Genomic DNA, 25,071 nt, shown 5'->3' with positions numbered 1-25,071 from the left:
CTCCCTTCCCACCGCCAGGCGGGATTCCGTTCCGGAGTGGACCGAAATGGGCACTAGGAGACGGATGACTGGAAACCGACCGGTTCTCTTTTAAGAACCAATCCTCCGGGGAACTGCCTTTCACGCCGTGTTTCCAAGACAAGAGCACTCTTTTGTAATGGAGGCCCCCCATTCCCGGGTTAAGGACGCACTCCGTTACGAATACCCTTTTCACTCGGAAAATGCCCAGCGGCATCGTTCCGTCGATACATTACGTCATTTCCTTGTTGCAACGGAACCGTGGATCAATCAGGGTACGGTCGCGGCGGGCAGTCACCAAGCTTACTCGCCCAACGGAACCGCCTCCCTTCTCTCTGAATCTACCATGGTATTCGACATTTGGAATTAATTTCCTTCTTTTGGAAATAATTAATTTCGCCTGAAGAATTCACTGCGCAAATAAAGATCGTCATGGTAAAATAAGTGTATAATCATTTTGTTTGGTTTGAGGTATACGTCATGCATATATTTGCTCTTGTCGGACCGAGTGGCACCGGCAAAAGTCACCGGGCCATCTGGCTGGCCGACGAACTGCAATGCCAAGTTATTATCGATGACGGTCTGATTATCGAGGCCAACCGAATCCTCGCTGGAACGACGGCGAAACGATCGCCAACCCGGCTGGGCGCCATCAAAACTGCGCTCTTTCAAGAGCCTGAGCATAAAGCAGCCGCCCAAGAGGCTTTGCGCCTTCGCTCCCCAAATGGTGTTTTGATCCTCGGTACTTCCGACAGTATGGTAGAGCGGATCGCTTCCCGTCTCGAATTGCCTCCGATTGAAAAAATCATCTACATTCATGAGATCGCTTCCACCCAAGAAATTCGCAAAGCTCGTTTTAACCGCTCCCAGCATGGCCGCCATGTGGTCCCGGCACCGGCTCTGGAAGTCTCCAAGACCTGGAAGGATGCCCTGGTGAATCCGCTAAAAGTCTTTTTTCAGAAAAAGGGGACTGAACGCAAGACCTGGGCAGAGCAGTCTGTCGTACGTCCTACCTTCACCTCGCTAGGTAACCTATCTATATCCGGACCTGCCCTCATCTCCGGTATCAACCATCAAGTTCTGGCTGTTCAAGGGGTCGCCGGGGTAGGCACTGTCACCGTCTCATCGGGCGATGGAGGAGTCATCGTCCGTATCCCGATCAATGGGTACTACCGGCAGCCTTTACATCTTCTCGGTCAGAAAGTGCAGCGTTTGATTTATGACATTCTGGAAGATTCCATGGGGATCTCCGTATTAGCTGTCGATGTCATCATCGAAAAAGTGGTCATGGAAACGGCAGCAAGCGCAAAAGAGAAGGAAGCCATCAACAAATGATTAAAAGATACGACGAAAGCCCCAGGCCTTCGTCGTTCTTATTTTGTCTTTCTGCCGGACTACAGCGAGGTCGGTTTGCGAATATATTTAGACATAATGTCTTATTCTTATACTGTACTTTTAGAAAGAATGTTTTCTCATTAGTGCGACAACCCATGCCGGAAAAACAAGGGGTATGGTCACGTATCATCTAGATGGAGGCTATTCTCATGATTCAAGTTTTACTCGGTTTGCTTGCCGGGAGTCTTCTCATCGCTCTAACAGTCACCGTCCAAGCCAAATTTATCGAACCATCCCTTTGGCCTGCCCTAAAGTACAACTTAATGATCTTGCCGGTAGTTTATATAGCGAACACCCTTTTGAACGTATCCTTTACGAAAGGACAGGAAAATTTCGGCTCCCTTGCCGTCGTCGTCGGTACTCAAGTCGGTATCTACATGACCTGTTTGGTCATCTTCAGCGCTTTCCTGCTGCATCAGTACCCCAGCTGGAATACCCTGTTCGGCATCGCTCTGCTTGTGGCTGGTGCCATTGTGCTAAACCGGTAAAGCTGGGAATGTAGACATGGGAATGTAGCAATTTATTTAGAAAAACTCCGACAATACTTCCGCTGAAGCCACTTTTAAGGACGGCAAACTGACGACGAAAAAACAAGAGAGCCTGAAATGATCTAGAAGCTCCGGTATCCCCAACGGGAAACCGGAGCTTCTTTTCGTAACAGGATTGGAACTATCTACTTTTGATTAACTGTGAAGTCTCTACTGTTATGTATTATAATCATTTTTGTTTGTACTAACCGATAAATAAAAGTTAGGTTATACTAAGCAATAAAAGATGGGCCGTACGTTCATTAGTGGCCACGGGAACATTATGTACATCACAAACCCGCAGTAACGCTGTTATGTCCGGTTCATGAGGTTGAGCTGTTAGGGGATGTAAGCATTTCTGGCTTCTTCACGTCATGGGCGATGAGTACAATTGTTTTCATTAATTACTCCTTGATCTATTTTGAGTCACACCTTCCATATTAACTATATATTTCCTCCGTATACAAGTCAATAACAGCCTTTGACCGACTTTGTACCCAAGCATTCACCATTGATCTATTGTGTTTACGTGGAAGTACTTTTTAATAATAGCTAAACTGATTGGAGGAAGTTCTAGTTGTCTATACCTTTTTTTGGCTCTGTCCTTACAGCCCAATTTCTCCGGCGGCCCAATCGTTTTATCGTAGAATGTCTCCTCGACGGAGAAGAGATCCGGGCTTACTTGCCCAATCCTGGACGACTATGGGAACTGTTCTTTCCCGGCGTCATCTTATATCTGATAGAAAATGTCGAGGGTCAAAAAACTCCTTATACCATCGTCGGCGTTGAACGTGACGGCCAACCAATCATGCTGCACACCCATAAAACCAACGAAATGGTTCACCTGCTCCTTCGGGACCGACGCATTCCCGGCCTGGAAGATGCCCAGGTCGTACGTCCTGAAGTCAAAGCAGGTAAGCATCGCTTCGATTTCTTGCTACAGCGGCAGGGAAGGCCTTTTTACCTCGAGGTCAAGTCCTGTACCCTTTTTGAAGGGTCTTTGGCCATGTTCCCTGACGCCGTCACCGAGCGGGGTCGCCATCACTTGGAAGAATTGGCCCGGCTGGCGGAAACTGAAGGGATCGACTGTGGTGTCCTCTTTGCCGTACAGTGGCCCCGAGCCCGCTGGTTTTTACCAGACTACCATACCGATTACGCTTTTTCCCACACCTTTCTCAGTGTCAAAGACCGGTTATGGATGCAGGCTGTCTCTGTAAACTGGGAGCAAGGCTTACGCCTTGGCGATGAGACCTGCGCCGTAAAGATCCCTTGGGATTTTCTCACCAGGGAAATCCAGGACGGCGGCTGTTATCTTCTCATCTTGACCCTAACTGAAGAGCTATGTTTAACGGTGGGCAAGTTGGGAGAGATCACCTTGGCCCCGGGGTATTACGTCTACGTGGGCAGCGCCCGCAAGAATTTGAGCCAGCGAGTGGAACGACATTTACGAAAACGAAAAAACTTTCATTGGCACATCGACTATCTTCGCGATAAAGCTGCCCAGTGTAAGGCTCTAGCCCTTCGAACTACGGAAGACTTAGAACATGAGTTGGCGAAAGCTCTTCGAGAAGTGGCCGCCGGTGAAGTCAATGGCTTTGGTTGTTCCGACTGCAACTGTTCAAGCCACCTGTTTCGATTTGAAACATCGCCAGTCCACGACCGGACTTTTATGGGAGTAGTGCAGCAGTTTCGAATGGGCCGGGTAGAGGAACGTTTAAAAAAACTCAGATAAATGTTGGCTTATCCCCAAAAACAAGAAAAGAGCACTCCCAAAGCGTGCTCTTTTCTTCCATTACTTAACTTATACGATTTCTGCAATCTTCTCAATATGTTCTGCGGAAGCGGCCAGTTGTTGCATCGATGCCGAAATTTGTTGAGTCGCAGCCGCCTGTCGTTCTCCCAATTGTGATGTATCCCCAAGGGTCCGGACAATACCGGTGACTTCTCCTTGAATCTTTTTTAGTATGGCGCTGATATCCTTGACTGATTTGGAACTGTTGTCTGCCATCTTACGAATTTCGTCGGCTACAACGGCAAAACCGCGTCCTTGCTCTCCAGCCCGCGCAGCTTCAATCGCTGCGTTGAGACCGAGCAAGTTTGAATTTGCGGCCACTTCGCTGACAAAGCTAAGGATGGCGTCGGTCTTTCCAACCTCTTTAATGACACCTTCACCGGACTTGCGCAGATTTTCTAGGTTGGTGGCCAGCATACTGGCTGCGGAAGCCACTTCCTGCGTGGTCGCCGTGATCTGCTCCGACGTAGCGGCGATATTTTGGGCAGCCGCTTGAAGCGTTTCTTGCGCAACCAAGCTGGTGGCCGTCGCGATGACCCCGACGACTCGGTTATCGTCTATGATCGGAACGCTAATCGCTTTGACTGTCACTCCGTAAACTTCTTTCGGAACCACCTTTTGGATTTCTCGCCCCGTTTGCAGGCACTCTATAACAGAGCCCTTAGAAGAAGCTATCGACCCCTCGTGAATGTCCATAGAGAATGAACGTGCCTGAATAAAGCGAACAATTCGTCCCTCAGTGTCCGCAACCATTACACAGCAGTCCAAGGGAGTTAATTTCTGAAATAACTCGGCATACATAATTAAGCTGTCTAAATGCGACATAAAGTCTCCTTCTTTCCTTTCTCAGTTCTTAATTCAACTTATGAAACATAATTAGTCAAAACTTTGTATAATCCTTCTTACTTCTGAACCCTGTTTGAGTTGCTTAGATAGTCTTTTTTCATAGTCCTTTATGTGGAAAATCCGGAAGACCTGCTATTTTAGGTCTTCCGGATTTTTTGCCTAGTTCGAGTTGAGAAATAAAAGGCGGGCTGTCTGTTCATTGGTGGCGACCGGTACATTATGTACATCGCAGACTCGCAATAAGGCTGTAATATCCGGTTCGTGAGGCTGGGCTGTCAGGGGATCCCGCAAAAAAATCACCATATCCACTTCCCCGGTAGCGATTTTCGCTCCGATTTGCTGGTCACCTCCCATGGGACCCGATAACATCGTTTCAACGTCAAGTCCCATATGCTCCCGAATCAACCGCCCTGTCGTAGAGGTCGCGATCAACTTGTATTGGGCTAAAACCGCAAGGTGAGCTTCGACAAAGGCAAGCATTTCTTGCTTTTTCTTGTCGTGGGCGATAAGAGCGACTGTTTTCATGAATATCACCTTCAATTTCAACATCTTTTAATTTTAACTTATGGTTCTTTCTTGTTTAGTTTAGCATATGGAACCGGACTATCGATAGTAGGTTGTTTCCCATCGCACTACAAAGAAATTTTTCCCACACAAGGATTGTAATTGTATTTACAATCCGTTGGAACTCTTGTTATCATAAAAATAGTAATCTTAATGCATATCTGATCAAGTCACCCGTTCGCCGGTTTCCTTCAAGACCCCCTATTACCGCCACCACACCTGATGACACACAATTTTGCACCGAAACGTATGGTCTGGACGGCGTCATCGTCCTGGCGTACGTCTGTAAACGGATTCCGAAGTCACCGAATCCCGACTCATCGCTGAAATGGTAGATCGAAAAGAGAAACTCCTTGCATAGGAGACTTCCTATCAAGGAGTTTCTCTTTTACTTATCAAACGGTTGCATTTCGTTTAGACTCTTCTGCTCCTTTAATCTATGGACAGGTTGTAACCTAACGATTCGGGCTATGCCTGCTGGGGTACACCCTTCATCGTCAGTCCCACCCGCTCCCGCTGGCGGTCCACAGACAAGACGGCGACTGTGACAATATCACCGACAGCGACCACTTCCATGGGATGGCGGATGAACTTGTCGGCCAACTGGGAGATGTGCACGAGGCCGTCATGCTTGACGCCGATATCGACAAAGGCGCCAAAATCGACGACGTTGCGTACCGTCCCCTGGAGGATCATGCCTTCTTTTAGGTTTTCAATAGACAAGATGTCCGAAGAAAAACGCGGTTTGGGCAGGTCTTCTCGAGGGTCGCGTCCCGGTTTCATCAGAGCCTCGATGATATCCTTCAACGTAGGAATTCCCAATCCCGTCACTTGGGACATCGTTGCCGTATCGACTTTGCTCAAGGCAGCCTTCAGTTCACTGTGTCGAGGCCCTTTGATGTCAGCAGGGACAAAGCCTAAGGCTTTCAGTAGTGTGACCGCACCATCATAGGACTCAGGGTGAACCGGTGTGTTTTCCAAGGGATTGTCCCCGTCAGGGATACGGACGAAACCAGCGCACTGTTGGAAGGCTTGCGGCCCTAGGCGGCTGACTTTCTTCAATTCCGCTCGTTTGCGGAAAGCTCCCTTTTCCTCCCGGTAGGCGACGATGTTCTTGGCCACTTGAGGCGAGACGCCGGCTACATAGCGCAGGAGCGATGGTGAAGCTGTATTCAGGTCCACGCCGACTGTATTGACACAGGATTCAACGACAGCTCCCAATGTTTCTTCCAGTCGCTTTTGGTTCATATCGTGTTGATACTGGCCTACACCAAGTGCTTTCGGCTCGATCTTCACCAGTTCCGCTAGGGGATCTTGCAATCGGCGGCCGATGGAAACGGCGCTGCGCAAGGAGAGGTCAAACTGAGGAAACTCTTCGCCCGCTAAGGGAGATGCCGAGTATACCGATGCCCCGGCTTCGCTGACGATGATAAACTGGACCGGCAATTCCATGTCCCGGATCGTCTCCGCCACCAGCGCTTCTGTCTCCCGGCTGGCCGTACCATTGCCGATGGCGATAAGTTCGATGCCATACTTTTTCACCACATCCCGAATGCTCCGCTTGGCATCGTCCCACTTTTTCTGTGGTTCATGGGGATAGATGACGCCGACTTCCGCTAGGCTGCCTGTCTCTGAGAGGGCCGCCCATTTGCAACCCGTTCGAAAGCCCGGATCGATGCTGAGGACACGGCTACGGCCGATGGGCGGCTGCATGAGCAGGTTCTTCAGGTTGGCCTGAAAGACCTTCATGGCCTGCTCTTCCGCTTTTTCCGTCATTTCGCTGCGCAATTCCCGCTCCATGGCTGGGGCCAAGAGGCGTTTGTAACTGTCTTGCAGCGTATCTTTGAGGAGGCCTGAGAAGATGGATGGGCGGCTGAGGATCCGGTTTTCCAGAAAGCGGCTCACCGCCTCCCCTTCCACCTCGATTTTCACCTTTAAGACCTTTTCCCGCTCACCTCGGTTGATCGCCAGGACACGGTGCGGCGGGATTTTTGCGACGGGCTCATGATAATCGTAATACATATCATAAGCTGTTGAAACAGAACCGTCGGCAGCTTTTGATTGCAGCACGCCTTTTCGGAAGGTGAATTCCCGGATCCAGCGGCGGATGTCGGCCTCTTCAGCCACCTCTTCGGCGATGATGTCCAAGGCACCTTGCAGTGCCGCCTTTGCGTCGGGCACTTCTTTTTCCGGGTTGACGTAAGATGCGGCGACTTCTTCGGGTGTTCCTTGGCGGATCTCCTGAGCGCGGATGATCCGAGCCAGCGGCTCCAGCCCCCGCTCCCTAGCCTGGCTGGCGCGAGTTTTACGCTTAGGCCGGTAGGGCAGATAGATATCTTCTACCTCAGCTAGCGTCTTCGCTTTATTCAGGGCAGAAGCTAATTCAGCAGACCACTTGCCTTGCTCTTCGATGGTTCGTTGTACTTCTTCCTTACGCTGGGTTAAGTTTCTTAAGTACGTAAGCCGGTCAGCCAGTTCACGAAGCTGGTTTTCATCCATTTCTCCAGTGGCTTCTTTGCGGTATCGGGCGATAAAGGGAATCGTATTTCCCTCATCGAGCAATTCAATCGCTTTGGCCGTGTTAGACTGCTTTAATCCCAGTTCCTTGGCAATAATCTCAGAAAACAAGGTACCTCTCCTTTATCGCTGAATACCTTGAGGGTCGGCATACCCTCAAGGGTCGCCCTGGCACCCCTATTTATCAAAGAGGCCACCCTGTTTACGGGTCTTTACGCCGGGACGGGCAAAAACGGGTCCGCTTTGTCCATCTTTAGCTCCTTTTTTATGTCCCTGGCTGGCGCTTTTCGCTTTTTTCTGTTCAATGATCTTACGCATCAGATCCATATTTTTGTCGTTGCTGTTCTCACTCATCGGTGATTTCCTTTCTCTTTAAAACGTTCAGCTATAGTACCTGATCTTTGTTATTATATCATCCCAAGGGCCTGCTGAAATCCTCTCAAAAAGTGTCTCCCTCTAATTCCCTGTTTACTTCTAACCTATTTCGCGTTAAAATGGCTTATCTATCGAATTTGACTCATGAAAGGCGGTACAGGGATGAACGGTACAGAAGTGCGTTCCTATGTTTTGTCTCCTGAGGAATTGAAAGAGCTGTGGGACCGCCTCGGTAAACCCGGTGAGGTGGCTCCTGGCGTGAAGGCACCAAAAAAACGCAGTAAAGCCTTCGTTCCCCACGCCGACAACACAGAAGAATAAATCATCCAAGTATCGCATTACAGCCTCGGCATCGGCCGGGGCTGCTGCTTTTTAAATATCATTCTAAGGCTTTTTCGTTGGAATAAATGTTATAGATTGACATTTGGACCTAAGAGTTATAAGGTGATTATGGAAAAATATATCCTGCTCAGAACCTGCTGAATCGCACCGGAGGTGACCCTCTGTTTGGACGACGATTTGCGCTTGTTAGACATCTCCATCTTTTCAGACTTAGACCGCGTCAATCGGGCCAAGTTACTCCCTGAATTTGAAGAAGTTCATATCCCCGCAGGACAGGTGATTTTCTATGAAGGTGATCCTGGGGATGCCTTATACATAATCAAGGAAGGTTTGATCACTGTTTATCGTGAACGGGTAAAGGGTGAGAAACCGTTGATTCTTGCCCAGTATGGACCTAAAGATTGTTTTGGAGAGCAGTCTTTACTTTCCGAAGTTTATCGAACAGCGACGGCGAAATCACTGACCCCATGCCGTCTCGCCCGTTTGTCGAAAGAACGTTTTGACGAACTGCTAAAAAAGCATCAGAGCCTCTCCATCGCTTTGGCCAAACTGTTATCGCAACGATTGGCGATCCGCTCCGGTCATGATAGCCCTCCAGCAGATAATGCGGAAGAGAACCATCCGCTGCACCTAAGGCACCTATCGGCGGTTCCTGATTATCCCCTAGATGCCGGTGGTTCCATTTGGTTCGAACTTATCAATAGCAAAAAACCCCTGCTCATAGTTTTGTTCACCCTTATTCTAGGGAGCCTTCTATTTTTTTGGTTAAACTCCATCGGGATGAGATCGTCCCATATCGCCCTGTTAGAGATCATTTGGGCATCGACGGTCTTCTGGTCTTTTAACCTTTTCTCGCCCCATGCGATCGCCCTTGCTCTGCCCTTAGCGGCGGTACTTTTAAAGGCGACGACACCTGCCGTCGCTTTTGCCGGCTTTTCCAATACGTCTTGGTTCCTCATCCTCGGTGTATCGGCCTTGACAGCAGGAGTTTTCCGAACGGGACTGCTATACCGATTGGCATTGCACGTGGTCTTACGCTTCCCTCCGAACTATGTGGGACAGACCTTGGCGTGGGCGATAGCCGGCACATTGCTCACACCGGTAATCCCTTCATCCAATGGACGAACATCCCTCATCGCACCGATGGTCGCTTCATTGACAGAGACGTTGCGTCTCCCGAACTGCAGCAATGGCTCCACTGGGTTGACGATGAGTTGTCTCCTCGGCTTTGGTCACATGTCATTTTTGTTTATGAACGGAGCCGCTGTCTGCTACCTGATCCTCGGTCTTCTCCCCCGAGAAGTGGCTCAGTCTATTTCATACGGGACCTGGTTTATCGATGCTGCACCGATGGGGATCTCCTTTCTCATTTTATCTTTCCTATCTATTCTTTTTCTATATCCGCACAAGGAGAATCTTCAGTTCAAACCCGATATCGTTGCTGCTCAACTGAAAGTGTTAGGACCTATGACCCGGGAAGAAAAAGTCTCTTTTCTGGCGATCAGTCTGTCTCTTCTCGGATTTCTAACCCAATCATCGCATCATGTCGATGGTGCCTGGGTTGCTTTAGCGAGTTTCCTCATTCTTTATAGCTGTTCCGTGCTTACGGACAAGACGATTCGCTCCGATATTGATTGGGGTTTTCTCATCACCTTCGGTTCCATGCTCGGATTTGGCAACGCCATGAAAGATAGTGGGTTAACGGGGGCCTTATCCCATTACCTACAACCGCTCTTAGAAATGTTCATGGGCAACCAATTAACCTTTTTGCTGGCCCTAGTCATTTACATCATGCTGCTGCGCTTCATCCTCCCGATCACGCCTGCACTGCTGGTCGGTATGCTGACCATCATGCCCCTTTGTGACACCATGCACGTAAGTCCTTTTGTCGTAGGTCTTGTTTTGCTATTGTCTAGCAATCCTTGGTTTTTGCCGCATCAAAACATCATGTACTTGACGATGTTAGATGAAACGGGAACCGGAGAAAAATTGTTCGAACATCGTCAAACGCGAAATCTGGCTTTTCTCTACTGTATCATTTGCTTGCTATCTGTCGGTCTGTCCGTTCCATACTGGGAGATGGTCGGACTGATTTATTAAAGCGGGAGATAAAGAAGAGTGGATCTGTCACAGAACAGATCCACTCTTTCGTCTTTTCTACGAAAACATTGGATGACGATTTCGGTTTATTCATCCACCCTATTATCGGTCCCTTCTTCCCGCTTCGGCGGGCGAGGTCCGTAAAACTGATAGTAGTTGCACTGGATGCGCCCGTTATAGAGCTTGCGCTTTTTATCGGCCCGGCGGCCAAAAAAGCGTTCAAACTGGGGATAGGCGGTCAGAACCAGATAAGACCATGTATCTAAAGCGCCAAAGACTTGACCCATTTCCCGGTACAGCTTTTTCACTTCATCTTCTTCGCCCAGTCGCTCCCCATAGGGAGGATTGCAGATGATAAAGCCGTATTTGTAGCGGGAGCGGAGCTCAGCCATCGGCTGGCGCTGTAGATGAATTTTCCCTTCTACACCAGCTTGGCGAGCGTGATAACGAGCTAAGCTGAGCACCTTCTCGTCGATATCGGTACCGCTGATGCGCAGTTCCCGGTCCCGCTGGGCCAAGCTCTGGGCTTCATCGCGGGCTTCTTTCCAGCGCTTCTCCGGGATGTTGCCCCATTTTTCCGCGGCGAATTCACGCAGTAACCCCGGTGCCAGGTTCAAACCGATCAAGGCCGCTTCAATCGGAATGGTGCCGGAACCGCAGAAAGGGTCGACGAGCACTCGGTCATGGCGCCACGGACTTAATTGGATCATGGCCGCCGCCAAGGTCTCTTTTAACGGGGCTTGTCCCACCAGTTGGCGGTATCCTCGTTTATGAAGACCGGCGCCGCTCGTGTCGATGGTCAACGTAGCCATATCTTTCAGCAAGGCCACTTCGATCGTGTACCGGGGACCCTTCTCGTCAAACCAAGAGCGGTGATACGCTTGTTTCATCTTCTCCACGATCGCTTTTTTGGTGATCGCTTGGCAGTCGGAGACGCTGAACAGCTTGGAACGGACCGACTTGCCTTCTACAGGAAAGTTGGCGTCCTCCGGGAGCCAATCGGGCCAAGGAAGAGCTTTTACCCCTTGAAATAGTTCTTCAAAGGTCGTCGCTGGGAATGCGCCAACCTTGATCAGTACCCGGTCTGCCGAGCGCAGCCAGAGATTGCACCGGCAGATGGCCGATTCATCGGCAGTGAAGGTGATTTTTCCATCCTCAACGGTCAATTCTTCATAGCCCAAGTTGCGCAGTTCACGGGCGACGACCGCCTCTAACCCAAAGGCGGTCGTCGCGATGAGTTCAATTTGTGCCAAATCATTCACCTGCATTCCATCATATGACTGTAGTATAACACAAGTTTATCCAGCAAAAATCGCAGGAGTGGATTTTACCTCTTTAGGATGTGCTGAAATAGGAAAAGAGGCCGCCCGAGGGCTAGCCCCTTTATTGTTCCTGGTACCAGACATCCGATGTAGACAAGGGGTTATCCATGGTCGTGAAGACTCGAGCCAGGAGTTCCTTTTCGTAGACCAGTGGATACATCCGCAAACTGGCCAGTAATCCCGATGCGGGAGCCCGGACCTCCTCTTCCAACTGACCGGTTAAGATGTTCAAGATTTGTCCCATCGGCTCTCCTTTACGCAGCATTGCTCCCGCTTGGACGAAGGGTCGAAAGATACCTGCCGCCTGGGACAGGACCAGATGAGTGTTCTTCCGTCCGAAGGTGGGGATTTCGAGAGGCGGAGCGGGCGGCGGTCCTTCCAAGATTTCTGTAGCCAACATGTAATCGATGAGTCCCTCGTACATATGGTTCACGATCACATCATCGATTTGACGAGCCACGCCAAGCATGAGAATGCTCGTTGAAATGCCGGATTCCTTCCAATGGTACGATAGCTGCGTTTTGTACAGCGGCGTCAGTTCTCTTTTCAGCACATATCGGCAACGCAGATAGGGGGCCAATTCCATATCTTTTTCGTTTTGGGAAAAAACCCGTACATGAGGAATCTCATAAAACTGCTCATTGGAACCATGTACATCAAAGGCATAGTGAGAATCACGGGTCCCTTGGAAAACACCGTCGGCGATACGCTGCGTCGTCTCACCGAGATTGTAGCCTGGAAACATGCGGTTGATGTCGGTCCCATCGAAGGGCCAGTTGCGGCTGGCAAAGTTAATGCCTGGTACATTGACGATGGGGATCAATCGGACCGTCCCCCGAAGGTTAAAATGAGGTTCCATGCCCCGAACGACGCGCTCTAAAAAAGCAGCGAGCCGGGTCAATAAGTATGTAGCGCTGATTTCATCACCGTGCATCCCCGCAACTAAGGAGATGATCGGGCCATCCCCGCTGCCTCGAAATTCATTTTTATATAGAACCATCGGTTCCCGAAAAGGGATATTCAGTTCCAAAATGGGCTCAAGCATGACAACCACCGTCCTCTCTACCAGATTCCATCGGCATAGGCATCGGTTTCGGCGGCAATACCAAGCGGGCCACCAGGGAGCCTTCATAGACGACTGGATGCTCTCTTAAGGTAAAGAGCAACCCTTGGCGTGGGCTGGTGATGACTTGTAAGTCGTTCCCTTTTAGGGGATCGACGATCCGGCCGATCACATCACCTTCATTGACCCACTCGCCAAAGACACTTGGTTCAGCGACAAACAAACCCGATGCTTCCGCATTGAAGTACCAAACCTCATTGTCATACATCCGTCGAGGCTGGCAGACGAAGGGTAGTTCCTCTTCCGACAAGCGCAAGATGTCTAAATCCTGCAGCAAGCGAATCAGCCCCTTCATGAGTCGCTCTGAGTAAATCGGCATGAGTCGCTGTCCGATGCCCATTTCCACAACCAACGTGGGAATATTGCACTCATTTAAATTAGTGGCTAATGTCGTCTCTAGCACCGTAGAAGTCCCATGGAGCCAGATGATATCGACATTGGCCTTTTCCGCCAGCGGCAGCAGACAAGGGGCATAGCTCTCCTGCATACGAATCTGGGGCATCTCCAGCAGAAAGCTGTTGCTAGCATGGATGTCCACTACCAAGTCGGCACCTTTTAGATCTTCAAGCAGCGCATAGGCCGCTTGTAGAGGCACATGGCCTTCCCGGTTTCCGGGAAATTGGCGGTTTAAGTCAACATTGAAAAAAGGCCAAGAACGAGTCAAACTGCCTAATCCCAGAGAATTCACCGATGGATAGATATCGACTTGCCCCCGAAACCGTTCTGGGTATTTCTCGCGTAATTCTTGCAAAAATCGGTTCATGAGATAGCACGTATACAGTCCTTCTAACTCGTCGCCGTGAATTCCGCTCACAATTGCCGCTCGGGCCGTGGGATTGCTTTTGGCAGGGCGGAGCACGTTTTTTCGAATGCTAAACTGATCATAGGCAGGCATATGGATCGTCAGGATTTTCTGTTCCATTCCTAAGTCCTCCTTTGTGGAATGACTTGAACATCGACCGTGACTTGCAGCTCCTGTGAGGCGGAACCCCGATAGACACCCTTGAAGGGGATGATGTCTCGATAATCGCGGCCGTGAGCGATTTTTACATAGCAAGGGGTGATGGCTGTGTTGTTTGTCGGGTCGATCCCCTTCCAGCCTTGTCTTGGCAACCAAGTCTCTACCCAGGCATGAGAAGCGCCGCTTCCCCGCAGTGAGCCGTCGCAGGGGATATATCCGCTCACATAGCGCGCAGGGACGCCTGAAACCCGGAGAATGGCCGCCATTAAGTGGGCAAAATCCTGGCAGACGCCGCTTCCGACGGTTAAAATCTCTTGAACGGATGAGTGTACAGCAGTCACATTCTCTTCATAATCAAAGGTCCGATAGAGTCTATCAGACAAACGTAAAATCTCTTCCCAGCCGCCCTTTTTGAAGTCAAAGTGCTCTGCCATCTGACACACATCTGGCAAGAAACGACAGTAGGCCGTCTCCATCAGCCATTCGGCATGGCTTTGTGTCACATCAACCAGTGCGGTCCTTTCCATGGCCTTCCGATTAGCCGTAGGTGATTCACGATCGTTCGTCTCCACCAGAGATTCGGCCTCAACGATCAATTCTGCATGGGGATTGGGAAACCATATGGTATGAAAAGCGTTGCCAAAAGCGTCGCGATCCTCCCAAAGGGCGGCTAAGGGATGCGTATTCAGTTCGAAGTTCAGCAGATGCTGGCGTCCATCCTCGCAGGGCATGAGGCGAGCTTTGCTGACACCATCTTTTACTGGCTGGGAGTATCGATAGTGGGTAGTATGGAGGATACGCAGACGAGTCAAAGAGCTTCCTCCTCGGCGAAGAGGAACCGGTTTATCTCGTTTCCCACTCCATTGTTCTCTACGATAAAGTCCAAGAGAAACTGATGGATTCCTCGGTTCTCCATCTCTTCGACTGTAATGTGACGCAATCGCATTTCAAGTCGTTCCATCAGGCAAATCGGTTCTGGAACACCTTTTCGATTGGGCAAAGCACATCGAGCCGCCGCCAAAGCCTGACGTACACAGAAGATAAGAGAACGCGGAAATTCCGCTTGTTGGATGAGGTAACTCGTCACTTCCCGCTGGGTGATCTGACCACCCCAAATACTCCGGTATGCCTCATAGGCGCTTACTGACTCCAGCACTTGCAGCCAAAAATCCTCTTGGTCTGATCGCGGCTGCAGGTACACCACGTCAAGGAGACGAGCAGTCTTGTCGGCTCGTTCCAGATAACGGCCTAGTCGCAGAAAAGCTCCGTCTTCGCCATGAGACATAATTGCCTCTATCATCCCTTGCAACATAAAGGATCGTCGTTTGATCAGGTTGAGAAAGGCGTAGGCCGATTTTTCATTGACCTTATTGATACAGGCACGCACTACCAAACAGAAACTGTTGATTTCCTCATAAAATTCTCTCGGCAATCGTTCCCGTACGGCCGAGGCGTTCTCCCTGGCTTGACGAAGACACATGTAAATGGAGTTCAGGTTCATTTGACTAAAGGTGAAATATTGAAAAACTGTGGCTGCATCGGCCACAGAATAGTGGCGGTAAAAATCTTCTACATTTCCGGCGACAGCCACCAACGGTTCCCACAAGACTCCCTCTCCGGCAAAGGGTCGAATGATATTTACATCTAATATTCGCGCATTGTTTTCCGCTCGTTCAATGAAGCGGCTCATCCAGATCAAATTATCCGCATGTCGGCTGTTGATCAAAACGATCGACCCTCTCGATTTTTTCTTATTTCTATTCGCCTACTGTTTACACCACCCAAGTGTCCTTGCTTCCGCCTCCTTGCGATGAGTTCACCACAAGGGACCCTTTGGGCAAGGCGACCCGAGTAAGACCACCGGGAATGACCACTTCGCCACCGATGACGAAAGGTCGCAAGTCAATGTGGCGTCCTTCAAAATCCCCGTCGACGAAAGAGGGATGCTGAGAAAAGTTGATGGTCGGTTGAGCGATGTAGTCCTTCGGTCTTTCCATCATTGCAGTGGAAAAAACACGAATCTCCTCTTCTGTCGCTCTAGGGCCGATAAGCATACCATAACCACCGGCACCAGTTGTCTTTTTTACGACCATTTGATTGATGTTTTTCAGCACAAAAGCACATTCATCAGGATCGTCCAGACGATAGGTAGTGACGTTATCCAGAATTGGCCTTTCATTTAAGTAGTAGCGGATCATCTGTGGAACATAAGTGTAAATCGCTTTATCATCGGCAACTCCAGTTCCGGGTGCATTCGCCAATGCTACATTCCCGGCGCGGTAGGCGCTCATTAATCCGGCTACACCCAGCACAGAGTCAGGGCGGAAGACGAGAGGATCTAAAAAATCATCATCAATTCGCCGGTAGATAACATCGACTTTTTGCAGCCCGTGGACGGTCCTCATGAAAACCTGGTTATCCAGCGTCAGAAGATCGTTCCCTTCGACGAGCGGGATACCCATTTGCTGAGCTAAAAAGATATGGTCATAATAAGCGGAGTTGTATTTACCTGGTGTGAGCAGCACCACCGTTGGGTGGGCTCGTTGCCGTGGTGACAGGGAGTGCAAATACCGACCGAAAAAACTTAAGGAGGGCAGAATCGGTCGAATCGGATATGTCCGGCATAGATCGGGAAATAGACGCTCCATAAGACGACGGTTCTCGAAAATATAGCTGATCCCCGAAGGAACTCGGAGATTGTCTTCCAGCACGACGTATTTTCCAGAGGGATCTCGGATGATATCGATACCCGCCAGAGTCACATATTGATTGCCAGGGATGTTGAGGCCTTTCAAAGACCAGCAGTAGTCTTGATGAGTCACCACTAGTTCTCGCGGTACTATGCGTTCATGCAAGATCTCTTGATTATGATAGATATCGTATAAAAAAGCATTCAGTGCCCGTACCCGCTGAAGACAGCCTTGCTCAATGACGTTCCAATCATCGAAAGAAATCAATCGAGGCAATATGTCAAAAGGGAGTGTCCGTTCTAAACTGGAGGACTCTTGATAGACTGTAAAGGTTACCCCCATATTGTGTAACATGTGTTGTGCCTTCCAGTAATACTCTGTAACCGTCTGTGGAGACAATCGCTCAAAATAGTGAAAGACGTTCTCATAGAGCGGCCGGATACAATCGTTCTTTGAAAACATTTCATTGTAACAGTCGTTCTCAATCCGACTTTGAAACATGCTGCACCTCCTATAATCGAAAAAAAAGAAACCATATCAATTAGATTGATAGGCTTCTTTGCCTGGCTTTGGAATTTAGATAAGTATAATCTTGGAAATGATGTTTTCCTTTGACTCTATTATATTACCATTTGCCGAAGAAACGTAGTCCTTTTTTCATTTTTCGTCTTGATATCTCCGAAAATATGAGTTCGCTTGAAAAAATAAAGCCTATGGAGCGGGACTGGAGATTCCCGAGCCATAGGCTTTTGATCAAAGGGTAAATTGTTCGACTTCACCTTGAAGTTGAGCTGCCAATTTGTCTAATTTTTTTGCCTGTTCCGCCATTTCTTCTACTGTCTTCGATTGCTCGTCTGCGGAGGCGGACACTTCCTCGGTAGAGGCGGCTGATTGCTCGATGATCGCTGAAATTTCTTCAATCGATCTCAATACTTGCGTTGAATTCGATTTTAACCCGTTGAAGACTTCCCGGATCTGGTGAGCATCTGCCTCGGTAGATTCGACGTTGGCGACGATGTGCTTTAGAGCTTCTCCACCATTTTGGATCAGCGACACTTGCCGGTCAAAGGCCGCCACGTTCTCTTCCATGGCGTTCACTGTTTTCGTCGTATTGTCTTGTACATCTTTGATCAGTTGTGTAATTTGATGAGCCGCATCCCGACTTTGCTCAGCCAGTTTTCGGACTTCGTCAGCTACAACCGCAAATCCTTTGCCGTGCTCTCCCGCTCTTGCCGCTTCGATGGCAGCATTTAGTGCAAGCAGGTTCGTTTGGTCAGCGATTTCAGTGATCAGATGGCTGATGTTTCCGATTTCATCTGACTTTTGCCCAAGATACCGAATCGAACGAGTCGCTTCCGTGACGTTGGCATCGACGATCCTTAGATGTTCAACAGCCTCAGTCATCGCTTCCTGACCTTTGTGCGCGACTCGGGTCGATTGAGCAGCTTTAGCCAGCGTATTCTCCGCTTGCCAGTTTCCCTCTTGCACCTGTTCTACCGATTCTTTCATCATCGATAAAATGACGTTGGCTTGTTCCGCTTGTGTCATCGTCCCTGATGCTACTTCACTGATGGTGATACTGATTTGTTCTGCCGATGCTCCAGTATGCTGTACCTCTTGGGATAACCGTTGCGAGAGGCCGTATACATGCTGCGATGTTTCCCCGACTTGACGGATTAAATGACGTAACTTCGCCACTGTATTTTCAAGAGTTTTACTCAATTCACCGACTTCATCTTCATGGACCGTTTCAATATGTATATTTAAATTCCCTCGGCCAACTTGTTCCATATCTTTTTGTAATAGCCGCAGCGGTTTAATGATCATTTGGCTGATGCTGATCCCGATAGACGTGTTCGTTAGGATAGCAAGAATGATAGTTACAAGGATCATGATATGAGCGTAACTTCGTTTTGCTTCGTTCTCTTGGTAGAGACGCTCTGCGACAGTTTGATTATGGAGAGATAATTCATCAATCGTTTTGTTGATCTGGATAAGTTGATTTTCTGTAGCTTTGTAATACTGAAAGGCATCCTCTTTTTGTCTGCCTACGGCCTTGTCGATGATCTTCTGCCGTTCCCGGTGATAGGCGATAAGCTGGGATTGGAAAGAGTTTAACTTTTCTTCAATTTCCGGATCGGTATTTTTCGCGCGGTAATCGTACAATAGTTTGTCAATTTCCAGTTTTTTATCACGGACATCGACCATGATCCGGTCTTTCTCTTGGCGGTCATCGGTGAGCATCAAACGTACCATGTCCGCCTCCATTTGATGCAGATCAACTTCTACTTTATCAAACCACTGGATCGGTAATAGTCGTTCATTATACATTTCTTCGGACGTATCGCCCATATCTTCCATGTTCAAATAACCGGCGACACCCACCACTAGTAAGAAGAAAACACCCCACAACATTTGGGCAATCATCTTGTATCGAATACTCAGATTACAAAACCATTGATACATGCTTTTAATGAAGTTCCACAGAATCAAGACGGTTCCTCCATCGTTCTATCGGTTTAAGGAATCATTGGTTGGGATATCTTTGGCGGTGTGCCACTCATAGATCTTAAAAAAGCTACTAAAGCCAATTCCTCGTCTTCTGTCAATCCGAGAGGCTTGAGCCGGGGATCTTTATTCGGATGTGCATTTCCGCCCACATTATACAGGTGTACTACATCTTCAAGCGTTACTTCAAAACCATTGTGCAAGTAGGGTCCCGTGAAGTTGAGTCCCCGAAGACCAGGTGTGCGGAATTTTCCACAATCGGCTTCATTATGGGTAACGTTGTATCGACCGAGATCTTCTGATTTCGGTCCGACGTTATAGTAGTTATTGTCCGTCAGGTTGGGCCCATGATGACAAGAGTAACAACCCGCTTTATTGATAAACAGATCCATGCTTTTTTTCGCCTGAGGAGTAAGAGCATTATCATCACCAGCTATGTACCGGTCAAAGTCGGAGTTATTGACGATGATCGTTCGTTCAAAAGCTGCGATGGCTTTGGCAATATTCGAGGCGGTGATCTCTTCAGTGAGTTATCCGCAGGAACTGGGATTGGGCCTAGTGGTTCAAAACGTTGCCTATACTCATGGTCTGGAAAGGCCGTAGTCGAAACCCCATCTACTTTAAGCATTGTTTTACCGACTATGACGAGCGAGAGAAGTGTCACTAATCCACAGATCCCAAATATATAATATCTGAGCTGTTTCACCGATTTTATTCCTTTCCATCTTTGTCAACCTTAAGAAGTGATTCATTTTTCTTTTTAAATCTTAAAGGAACGCCAGGATTGATAAATTTGTACTCCTCCTCGGGATTTTTCATAAAGCGATCATTACATTTATATTCTTCCATAATCTTCTTGTAAACGGTTAGATTTAAGAATGATAACTAAAACTTTGTATAACATATATTTCTTGCTAAGCAGGATTAGATCTCATTTTTACTTACACATAAAAGAGAGACTCCCCTTAGCAGAGAGTCTCTTTTACAGTTCCAATTATCTTTGAATTTTCACCGGCGTTCCAATAGAAACAAGGGGATAGATCTCCTCTACATCTTGATTCGACAAGCCGACACAGCCATAGGTCCAGTCTTTACCTAAATCGAGTCTTGTTCCGCCGTGGATACCGACTCCGCCGCCTAAGGCGGTCCGCTGCGGTGGCGTTGTTTTACTGTTGATGGCATTGATAATTTCATTACGGATCTGTGGATCGATCAGTCCCTGCGCCAAGCCCCGATCGGCATCTTCGATGTTCGGATAGCTAAGTCGCATCCAGCGGGTACCCAAGTACTCGTCAGTGGGGTCGAGAACCAGTTTCTCTGTAATATATAGGTTACCTTCTGGTGTCTTGTGATCCCCTGCGACTGCTTTATCATCAAGGCCCCCATCACCCAACTCGTTGTGATAGGCTTTCAAAGGCGTACCATTCGATACTACGGTAAGGGTATGGTCAGATTTATCTACAAAAATAGTCAGTGTGGAGGGATCAACAGCTTTCGCTTTTACGATATCTCCCAGCGATTTCTGCGGGATGACCAGCACCTGACCGGGAGTGATTACATTGGAAGCTAGGTTGTTGTTTTGTTTCAGGCTGTCAACAGAAATACCATATTTGAGAGCGATAAAATAAAGGGAATCGCCCTTTTGAACCAAGTAAATATTCGGGCCACCGGACACTGCCGGAATGTGCAAAGCTTGCCCCGTGTAGATCATATCGCCGTAAATACCGTTGGCACCTTTGAGTACATCCACGGAAATACCGTAACGGGCAGCCACTCGGTATAGGCTGTCCCCTTTTTGGACGTAATAAAGGCTTGGGTTTGCGCCAGCCGCATCGGCCCGTGGCGAGAGAAAAGTTAATCCACTAAGCAGTAATATCCCAGAAAGAACGAATGAGTAAAGATGATTTCGCTGCAATACATGACTCCCCTTTCGGCCTGGATTTGCACTGTGTTTATAGTGCTATTTCGTTGCCATTTTACAAGTCTATCACATGGATTTAGCTATTTCATTAGTAAATTACAGGAAGAGATCTATTCTTTACTCAAAAATTCAATTTTCAATACTTTAAAATGTACTACAAAAGAGAAAATTAATCGGTAATACATATCGATGGTCTCATTTACTCGATTTATACCCCAGATATCGCGAATACCCAAATGAAAAAAGCTGCCGGAAATCATCCGGCAGCCATAGAACATTTATAATGTTTGCTTAATCTTGGAAACTGTAATTATTACCACATAATTACGCAGGATAAGTTACGACATTGCCGTTTTCGTCAGTGCCTTCTTTGGCAATCTTAAAATCGACTTTCGCTTGTTTAGCCAACCGTTCTTCCAAAAAGGGCATCGCCACGTTCGGGAAAATGGCATAGGACACGACATCCTGCTCTTTTTGCATGACACCGGCAACGGCCTTCCGCGCATCTTCCATTTCGGGAGGAATGAGATCGGCCGGACGGCAATGGATGACTTCGTCGTTACCGACGATTTTCTTCCGTACTTCTTCCTTCACCGGTGCAGGCGGTTGACCATAGAAGCCGCGCATGTACTGCTTGACTTCGTTGGTCGCCATCTTGTAGCGCTCTCCGAGCAATACGTTGAGGGCTGCTTGGGCGCCAACGATCTGGCTGGAAGGAGTGACGAGCGGAGGGAAGCCAAAGTCTTCCCGAACACGAGGCACTTCGGCCAACACGTCAGGCAACTTATCCAGCGCGTTTTGCTGGGCCAGCTGGGAGAGAAAGTTGGAGATCATGCCACCAGGAACCTGATAGACGAGGACGTTCGTGTCTGGGGTGTAATCAGTCAGGTCGAATTTGGCGTATTTCTTCCGAACATCTTTATAGAAGTCGGAGATTTCCTTCAATTTGAGCAGATCCAGGTTGGTTTCGTAACCAAGGCTTTCCAAAGCGGCCACCATGGTTTCGCAAGCCGGTTGCGAAGTGGACAGAGACATGGAGGAGATGGCTGTATCGACGACGTCGGCACCAGCCTCAATCGCTTTGACATACATCATAGCGCCCATCCCGGAGGTATAGTGGGTATGGACCTGGATGGGCAGGCCGACCGCTTCTTTGACCTCTTTGACGATCTCGTAAGCGGGGCCGGGGGCGAGGATGCCGGCCATATCTTTGATACAGATCGAATCGGCACCCCGCTCCGCCAATTTCTTAGCGAGTTCAACGTAGTATTTGACGGTATGGAATTCACTGATGGTGTAGCAGAGCACCCCTTGCACATGACCGCCGTACTTTTTCACGTACTCCATGGCTTTTTCCATGTTGCGGGCGTCGTTGAGGGCGTCAAAAATCCGGAAGATATCCATACCGCCTTCACAGGCGTACTTGCAGAAGGCCTCGAGAACATCGTCGGCATAGTGTTTGTAGCCTAAGATGTTCTGACCCCGCAGCAACATCTGCAAGGGAGTCTTGCAGCGCTGCTTAATGGTCCAGAGGCGTTCCCAGGGATCCTCGTTCAGGAAGCGCATGGTCGTATCGAAGGTGGCGCCACCCCAGCATTCGAGGGAGTGGTATCCGATGGCATCGATTTTGTCGATGATTGGAAGCATATCTTCGATTTTCATCCGGGTCGCGAGCAAAGACTGGTGGCTATCGCGCAGTGTTGTATCGGTGAATTTGATTACCCGTTTCTTATCCATGTTCGACTCCTTCCTGCCCTTCGGCTGGGTCGATGTTCCTCTTTTCCGGTTACTCAATGACGACCAGGACCTCGCCAGCGTTTACTGCCTGACCTTTTTTGACACGGATCTCGGCAATAGTACCTGCGCGATCAGCCTGGATTTCGTTTTCCATTTTCATGGCTTCAAGGATCAATACGGTTTCGCCGGCCTTAACGACGTCGCCGACGTTCTTCCGTACGTCTAAGATGGTGCCAGGCATGGGAGCGTTCATTCCGCCGCCGCCAGCCGGAGCCGCTTTCGGGGCTTTGGGAGCCGCAGCCGCCTTCGGCGCTGGAGCGGCTTTCGGAGCCGGAGCAGCGACACGGGCAACCGGAGCAGCCGCAACAGCCGGAGCAGCAGCCATCGCACCTTCACCGGGAATTTCTTCGACTTCTACATAGAACATTTGGTTGTCAACGCGAACCTTGAATCTTTTCACAAATATTTCCCTCCCGCTGTCAGGCATTCGAGCTGCGATCTGCCTGGCAATCTCCTCTACTGGAGTTTCATTGTCTCGTTGCCCCAAGGCTTCTGCAAGACCGGTAATCTTCCAGTCAGTTCGGCCAGTCCAAGCGGAGCGAGGTGTTCCTTGGCTGCCGACAATTCTTCCGCGCCTGCGCATGCTGGACATCTGGTATCCGATGGCGGACATGACGGCGGCGACAGCTGCTTGACGTCGACGTATACGATCACGATTCAGCATGGTTTCGTTACCCAACCCCTTTCCCAAAGGGAGGTGATTCCACCTCCAGGAGCTTAGACCGGGATGTTTCCGTTTTTCTTGCGCGGCCGGCTCTCGCGTTTGGTTGCCAGGGCGTCCAAGGCGGCGATCAAGCGACTGCGAGTTTCCCGCGGATCGAGGATGTCTTCCACATAGCCGCGAGCACAGGCGATAAATGGATTGGAGACTTCGTCGCGGTAGCGATCAGCCATCTCTTTGCGCTTGGCGATGGGATCTTCCGCTGCTTCGATCTCTTTGCGGTAGATGATGTTCGCAGCGCCATCGGGACCCATAACGGCGATTTCGGCTGTCGGCCAAGCGAAGACCATATCGGCGCCAAGAGGCTTGGCACACATAGCCAGATAGGCACCGCCGTAGGCTTTGCGCAGGATGATGGTGATTTTCGGAACGGAAGCTTCCGAATAAGCATAGAGCATCTTGGCGCCGTGGCGAATGATGCCGCCGTATTCCTGATTGGTTCCAGGCAGGAAGCCCGGTACGTCTTCAAAAGTCAGCAGGGGAATATTGAAGGCGTTGCAGAAGCGGACAAAACGAGCCAGTTTGTCGGAGACATCGATGTCCAGGCAACCGGCGAGCACTCTCGGCTGGTTAGCCAGGATACCGACGGGACGGCCGTTTATGCGGGCAAAAGCGGTGATGCCGTTTGGTGCGAAGAGCGGTTGAACTTCAAAGAAGGAACCGGCGTCAACAATGCGCACGAGAACTTCCCGGATGTCATAACCCTGATTCGGATTATCGGGAACGATGGTCATGATTTCTTCCGGTTCGCCTTCCGGACCGACCGGATCGGCCATGGGCGGTTCTTCCATGTTGTTTGAGGGCAGGTAGGACAGGAGGGTTCTCATTTGCTCAAAGCATTCCAGTTCGCTTTCAGCCATGAAGTGGGCCACACCAGACTTTTGGTTGTGGGTCAGAGCGCCGCCCAGTTCTTCCGGTGATACGTCTTCGCCGGTAACTGCCTTGATGACTTGCGGTCCGGTGATGAACATGCGGGAGATGCCATCGACCATGAAGATGAAGTCGGTCAGGGCAGGCGAATAGACGGCACCGCCGGCACAAGGGCCGAGAATGGCAGAAAGTTGGGGCACGACGCCGGAGGAAATGGTGTTGCGGTAGAAGATGTTTCCGTATCCTTCCAACGCATCCACACCTTGTTGAATCCGAGCGCCACCAGAGTCATTCATGCCGATGCAAGGTGCGCCGTTTTTCAAGGCCAGGTCCATCACTTTGCAGATCTTGTCAGCATGAGCTTTGGACAAGGAGCCCCCAGAAACGGTGAAGTCTTGGGCGTATACATATACTAAGCGACCATCGACGGTACCGTGACCGACAACGACGCCCTCACCAGGGTTTTCCAGTTTGTCAAAGTTGCTTTCGCCGACGAAGACACCGATTTCGGTGAAGGATCCGGGATCCAAAAATGCTTCGATCCGTTCCCGGGCGGTTAACTTACCGGATTCATGTTGTTTTTCAATCCGTTTTTTACCGCCGCCCTGTTTGATTTTTTCGCGATACTTTTCCAGTTGCGCCAAACGTTCTTGCATGCTCAAGGGATTGATCCCTCCCAAAT

General features: G+C 49.4%; 22 protein-coding genes and 1 pseudogene. 6 read left to right on the top strand and 17 right to left on the bottom strand.

All coding sequences use genetic code 11. The features are described from left to right. The first annotated feature begins 498 nt into the window (after positions 1–498). Positions 499–1,353 (top strand): ATP-binding protein, encoded by an 855-nt coding sequence (locus tag GJ688_RS06340; RefSeq protein ID WP_155475710.1) that lies wholly within the window; start codon positions 499–501, stop codon positions 1,351–1,353. 209 nt (positions 1,354–1,562) lie between these two features. Beyond that, positions 1,563–1,901 (top strand): hypothetical protein, encoded by a 339-nt coding sequence (locus GJ688_RS06335; RefSeq protein WP_155475709.1) that lies wholly within the window; start codon positions 1,563–1,565, stop codon positions 1,899–1,901. Between the two features lie 262 nt (positions 1,902–2,163). Here the strand turns inward: GJ688_RS06335 and GJ688_RS06330 are convergent. Then, positions 2,164–2,286: pseudogene (locus tag GJ688_RS06330) on the bottom strand (methylglyoxal synthase); the annotation flags it as partial. A 231-nt stretch (positions 2,287–2,517) separates the two neighbouring features. On the opposite strand from GJ688_RS06330, the gene sfsA reads away from it, so the two are divergent. Then, on the top strand, positions 2,518–3,672 hold the full coding sequence (gene sfsA / locus GJ688_RS06325) for a DNA/RNA nuclease SfsA (protein ID WP_155475708.1): 1,155 nt from the start codon (positions 2,518–2,520) through the stop codon (positions 3,670–3,672). Between the two features lie 69 nt (positions 3,673–3,741). Here the strand turns inward: sfsA and GJ688_RS06320 are convergent, their stop codons facing one another. From GJ688_RS06320 to GJ688_RS20270, 4 genes are all read right to left on the bottom strand, one after another. Next, positions 3,742–4,557, bottom strand: coding sequence for a methyl-accepting chemotaxis protein (locus tag GJ688_RS06320; protein WP_155475707.1), 816 nt, complete (start codon positions 4,555–4,557; stop codon positions 3,742–3,744). Between the two features lie 180 nt (positions 4,558–4,737). Further along, positions 4,738–5,103 carry a methylglyoxal synthase gene (locus tag GJ688_RS06315; RefSeq protein WP_155475706.1) on the bottom strand — a complete coding sequence of 122 codons (366 nt, stop codon included), beginning with the start codon at positions 5,101–5,103 and terminating at the stop codon, positions 4,738–4,740. Positions 5,104–5,610: 507 nt separating this feature from the next. Beyond that, positions 5,611–7,770: a Tex family protein gene (locus GJ688_RS06310; protein WP_155475705.1), complete on the bottom strand. Its 2,160-nt coding sequence runs from the start codon at positions 7,768–7,770 to the stop codon at positions 5,611–5,613. A 66-nt stretch (positions 7,771–7,836) separates the two neighbouring features. Next, entirely contained in the window at positions 7,837–8,013 is a 177-nt protein-coding gene (locus GJ688_RS20270) for a hypothetical protein (protein ID WP_170291733.1), read from the bottom strand. A 183-nt stretch (positions 8,014–8,196) separates the two neighbouring features. On the opposite strand from GJ688_RS20270, the gene GJ688_RS20265 reads away from it, so the two are divergent. Together GJ688_RS20265 and GJ688_RS06305 are read left to right on the top strand one after the other, a co-directional pair. Beyond that, on the top strand, positions 8,197–8,355 hold the full coding sequence (locus GJ688_RS20265; RefSeq protein WP_170291732.1) for a hypothetical protein: 159 nt from the start codon (positions 8,197–8,199) through the stop codon (positions 8,353–8,355). Positions 8,356–8,541: 186 nt separating this feature from the next. Beyond that, a complete protein-coding gene (locus GJ688_RS06305) occupies positions 8,542–10,476 on the top strand; it encodes an SLC13 family permease (protein WP_155475704.1) in 1,935 nt (644 codons plus the stop codon). An 86-nt stretch (positions 10,477–10,562) separates the two neighbouring features. Here the strand turns inward: GJ688_RS06305 and GJ688_RS06300 are convergent, their stop codons facing one another. From GJ688_RS06300 to GJ688_RS06265, 8 genes are all read right to left on the bottom strand, one after another. Further along, positions 10,563–11,729, bottom strand: a complete 1,167-nt coding sequence (locus GJ688_RS06300) for a THUMP domain-containing class I SAM-dependent RNA methyltransferase (RefSeq protein WP_155475809.1) — start codon at positions 11,727–11,729, stop codon at positions 10,563–10,565. Between the two features lie 130 nt (positions 11,730–11,859). Next, the gene (locus GJ688_RS06295) at positions 11,860–12,843 is read right to left on the bottom strand and encodes a M14 family metallopeptidase (RefSeq protein WP_170291731.1); all 984 of its coding nucleotides are present in this window, start codon (positions 12,841–12,843) and stop codon (positions 11,860–11,862) included. Continuing rightward, the gene (locus GJ688_RS06290) at positions 12,836–13,843 is read right to left on the bottom strand and encodes a M14 family metallopeptidase (protein WP_155475702.1); all 1,008 of its coding nucleotides are present in this window, start codon (positions 13,841–13,843) and stop codon (positions 12,836–12,838) included. The genes GJ688_RS06295 and GJ688_RS06290 overlap by 8 nt, the downstream gene beginning before the upstream one ends. Before the next feature lie 2 nt (positions 13,844–13,845). Continuing rightward, a complete protein-coding gene (locus GJ688_RS06285) occupies positions 13,846–14,694 on the bottom strand; it encodes a transglutaminase family protein (RefSeq protein ID WP_155475701.1) in 849 nt (282 codons plus the stop codon). Next, complete coding sequence (locus tag GJ688_RS06280; RefSeq protein ID WP_155475700.1) at positions 14,691–15,608, bottom strand: alpha-E domain-containing protein; 918 nt, start codon at positions 15,606–15,608, stop codon at positions 14,691–14,693. The genes GJ688_RS06285 and GJ688_RS06280 overlap by 4 nt, the downstream gene beginning before the upstream one ends. 46 nt (positions 15,609–15,654) lie before the next feature. Beyond that, positions 15,655–17,073, bottom strand: coding sequence for a circularly permuted type 2 ATP-grasp protein (locus GJ688_RS06275; protein WP_155475699.1), 1,419 nt, complete (start codon positions 17,071–17,073; stop codon positions 15,655–15,657). Between the two features lie 252 nt (positions 17,074–17,325). Further along, positions 17,326–19,065 (bottom strand): methyl-accepting chemotaxis protein, encoded by a 1,740-nt coding sequence (locus GJ688_RS06270; protein WP_155475698.1) that lies wholly within the window; start codon positions 19,063–19,065, stop codon positions 17,326–17,328. Between the two features lie 26 nt (positions 19,066–19,091). Next, complete coding sequence (locus GJ688_RS06265) at positions 19,092–19,571, bottom strand: cytochrome-c peroxidase (protein ID WP_407928939.1); 480 nt, start codon at positions 19,569–19,571, stop codon at positions 19,092–19,094. Between GJ688_RS06265 and GJ688_RS06260 the strand changes: the two genes are divergently transcribed. After that, positions 19,546–19,683, top strand: coding sequence for a hypothetical protein (locus GJ688_RS06260; RefSeq protein ID WP_155475697.1), 138 nt, complete (start codon positions 19,546–19,548; stop codon positions 19,681–19,683). The two genes, GJ688_RS06265 and GJ688_RS06260, sit on opposite strands and share 26 nt — an antisense overlap. A 391-nt stretch (positions 19,684–20,074) precedes the next feature. Here the strand turns inward: GJ688_RS06260 and GJ688_RS06255 are convergent, their stop codons facing one another. From GJ688_RS06255 to GJ688_RS06240, 4 genes are all read right to left on the bottom strand, one after another. Then, positions 20,075–20,995: a L,D-transpeptidase gene (locus GJ688_RS06255; protein ID WP_155475696.1), complete on the bottom strand. Its 921-nt coding sequence runs from the start codon at positions 20,993–20,995 to the stop codon at positions 20,075–20,077. A gap of 330 nt (positions 20,996–21,325) precedes the next feature. After that, positions 21,326–22,738, bottom strand: a complete 1,413-nt coding sequence (locus tag GJ688_RS06250) for a pyruvate carboxylase subunit B (RefSeq protein WP_155475695.1) — start codon at positions 22,736–22,738, stop codon at positions 21,326–21,328. 49 nt (positions 22,739–22,787) lie between these two features. Continuing rightward, positions 22,788–23,198: a biotin/lipoyl-containing protein gene (locus GJ688_RS06245; protein WP_170291754.1), complete on the bottom strand. Its 411-nt coding sequence runs from the start codon at positions 23,196–23,198 to the stop codon at positions 22,788–22,790. Positions 23,199–23,515: 317 nt separating this feature from the next. Beyond that, the gene (locus GJ688_RS06240) at positions 23,516–25,051 is read right to left on the bottom strand and encodes an acyl-CoA carboxylase subunit beta (RefSeq protein ID WP_155475694.1); all 1,536 of its coding nucleotides are present in this window, start codon (positions 25,049–25,051) and stop codon (positions 23,516–23,518) included. Positions 25,052–25,071: the final 20 nt, after the last annotated feature.

The sequence above is a fragment of the Heliobacterium mobile genome (assembly GCF_009720735.1).
GTDB classification, from domain to species: domain Bacteria; phylum Bacillota; class Desulfitobacteriia; order Heliobacteriales; family Heliobacteriaceae; genus Heliobacterium; species Heliobacterium mobile.
The sequence above is the reverse complement of the archived record's forward strand: the minus strand, read 5'-3'. Positions and strand labels throughout refer to the sequence as shown.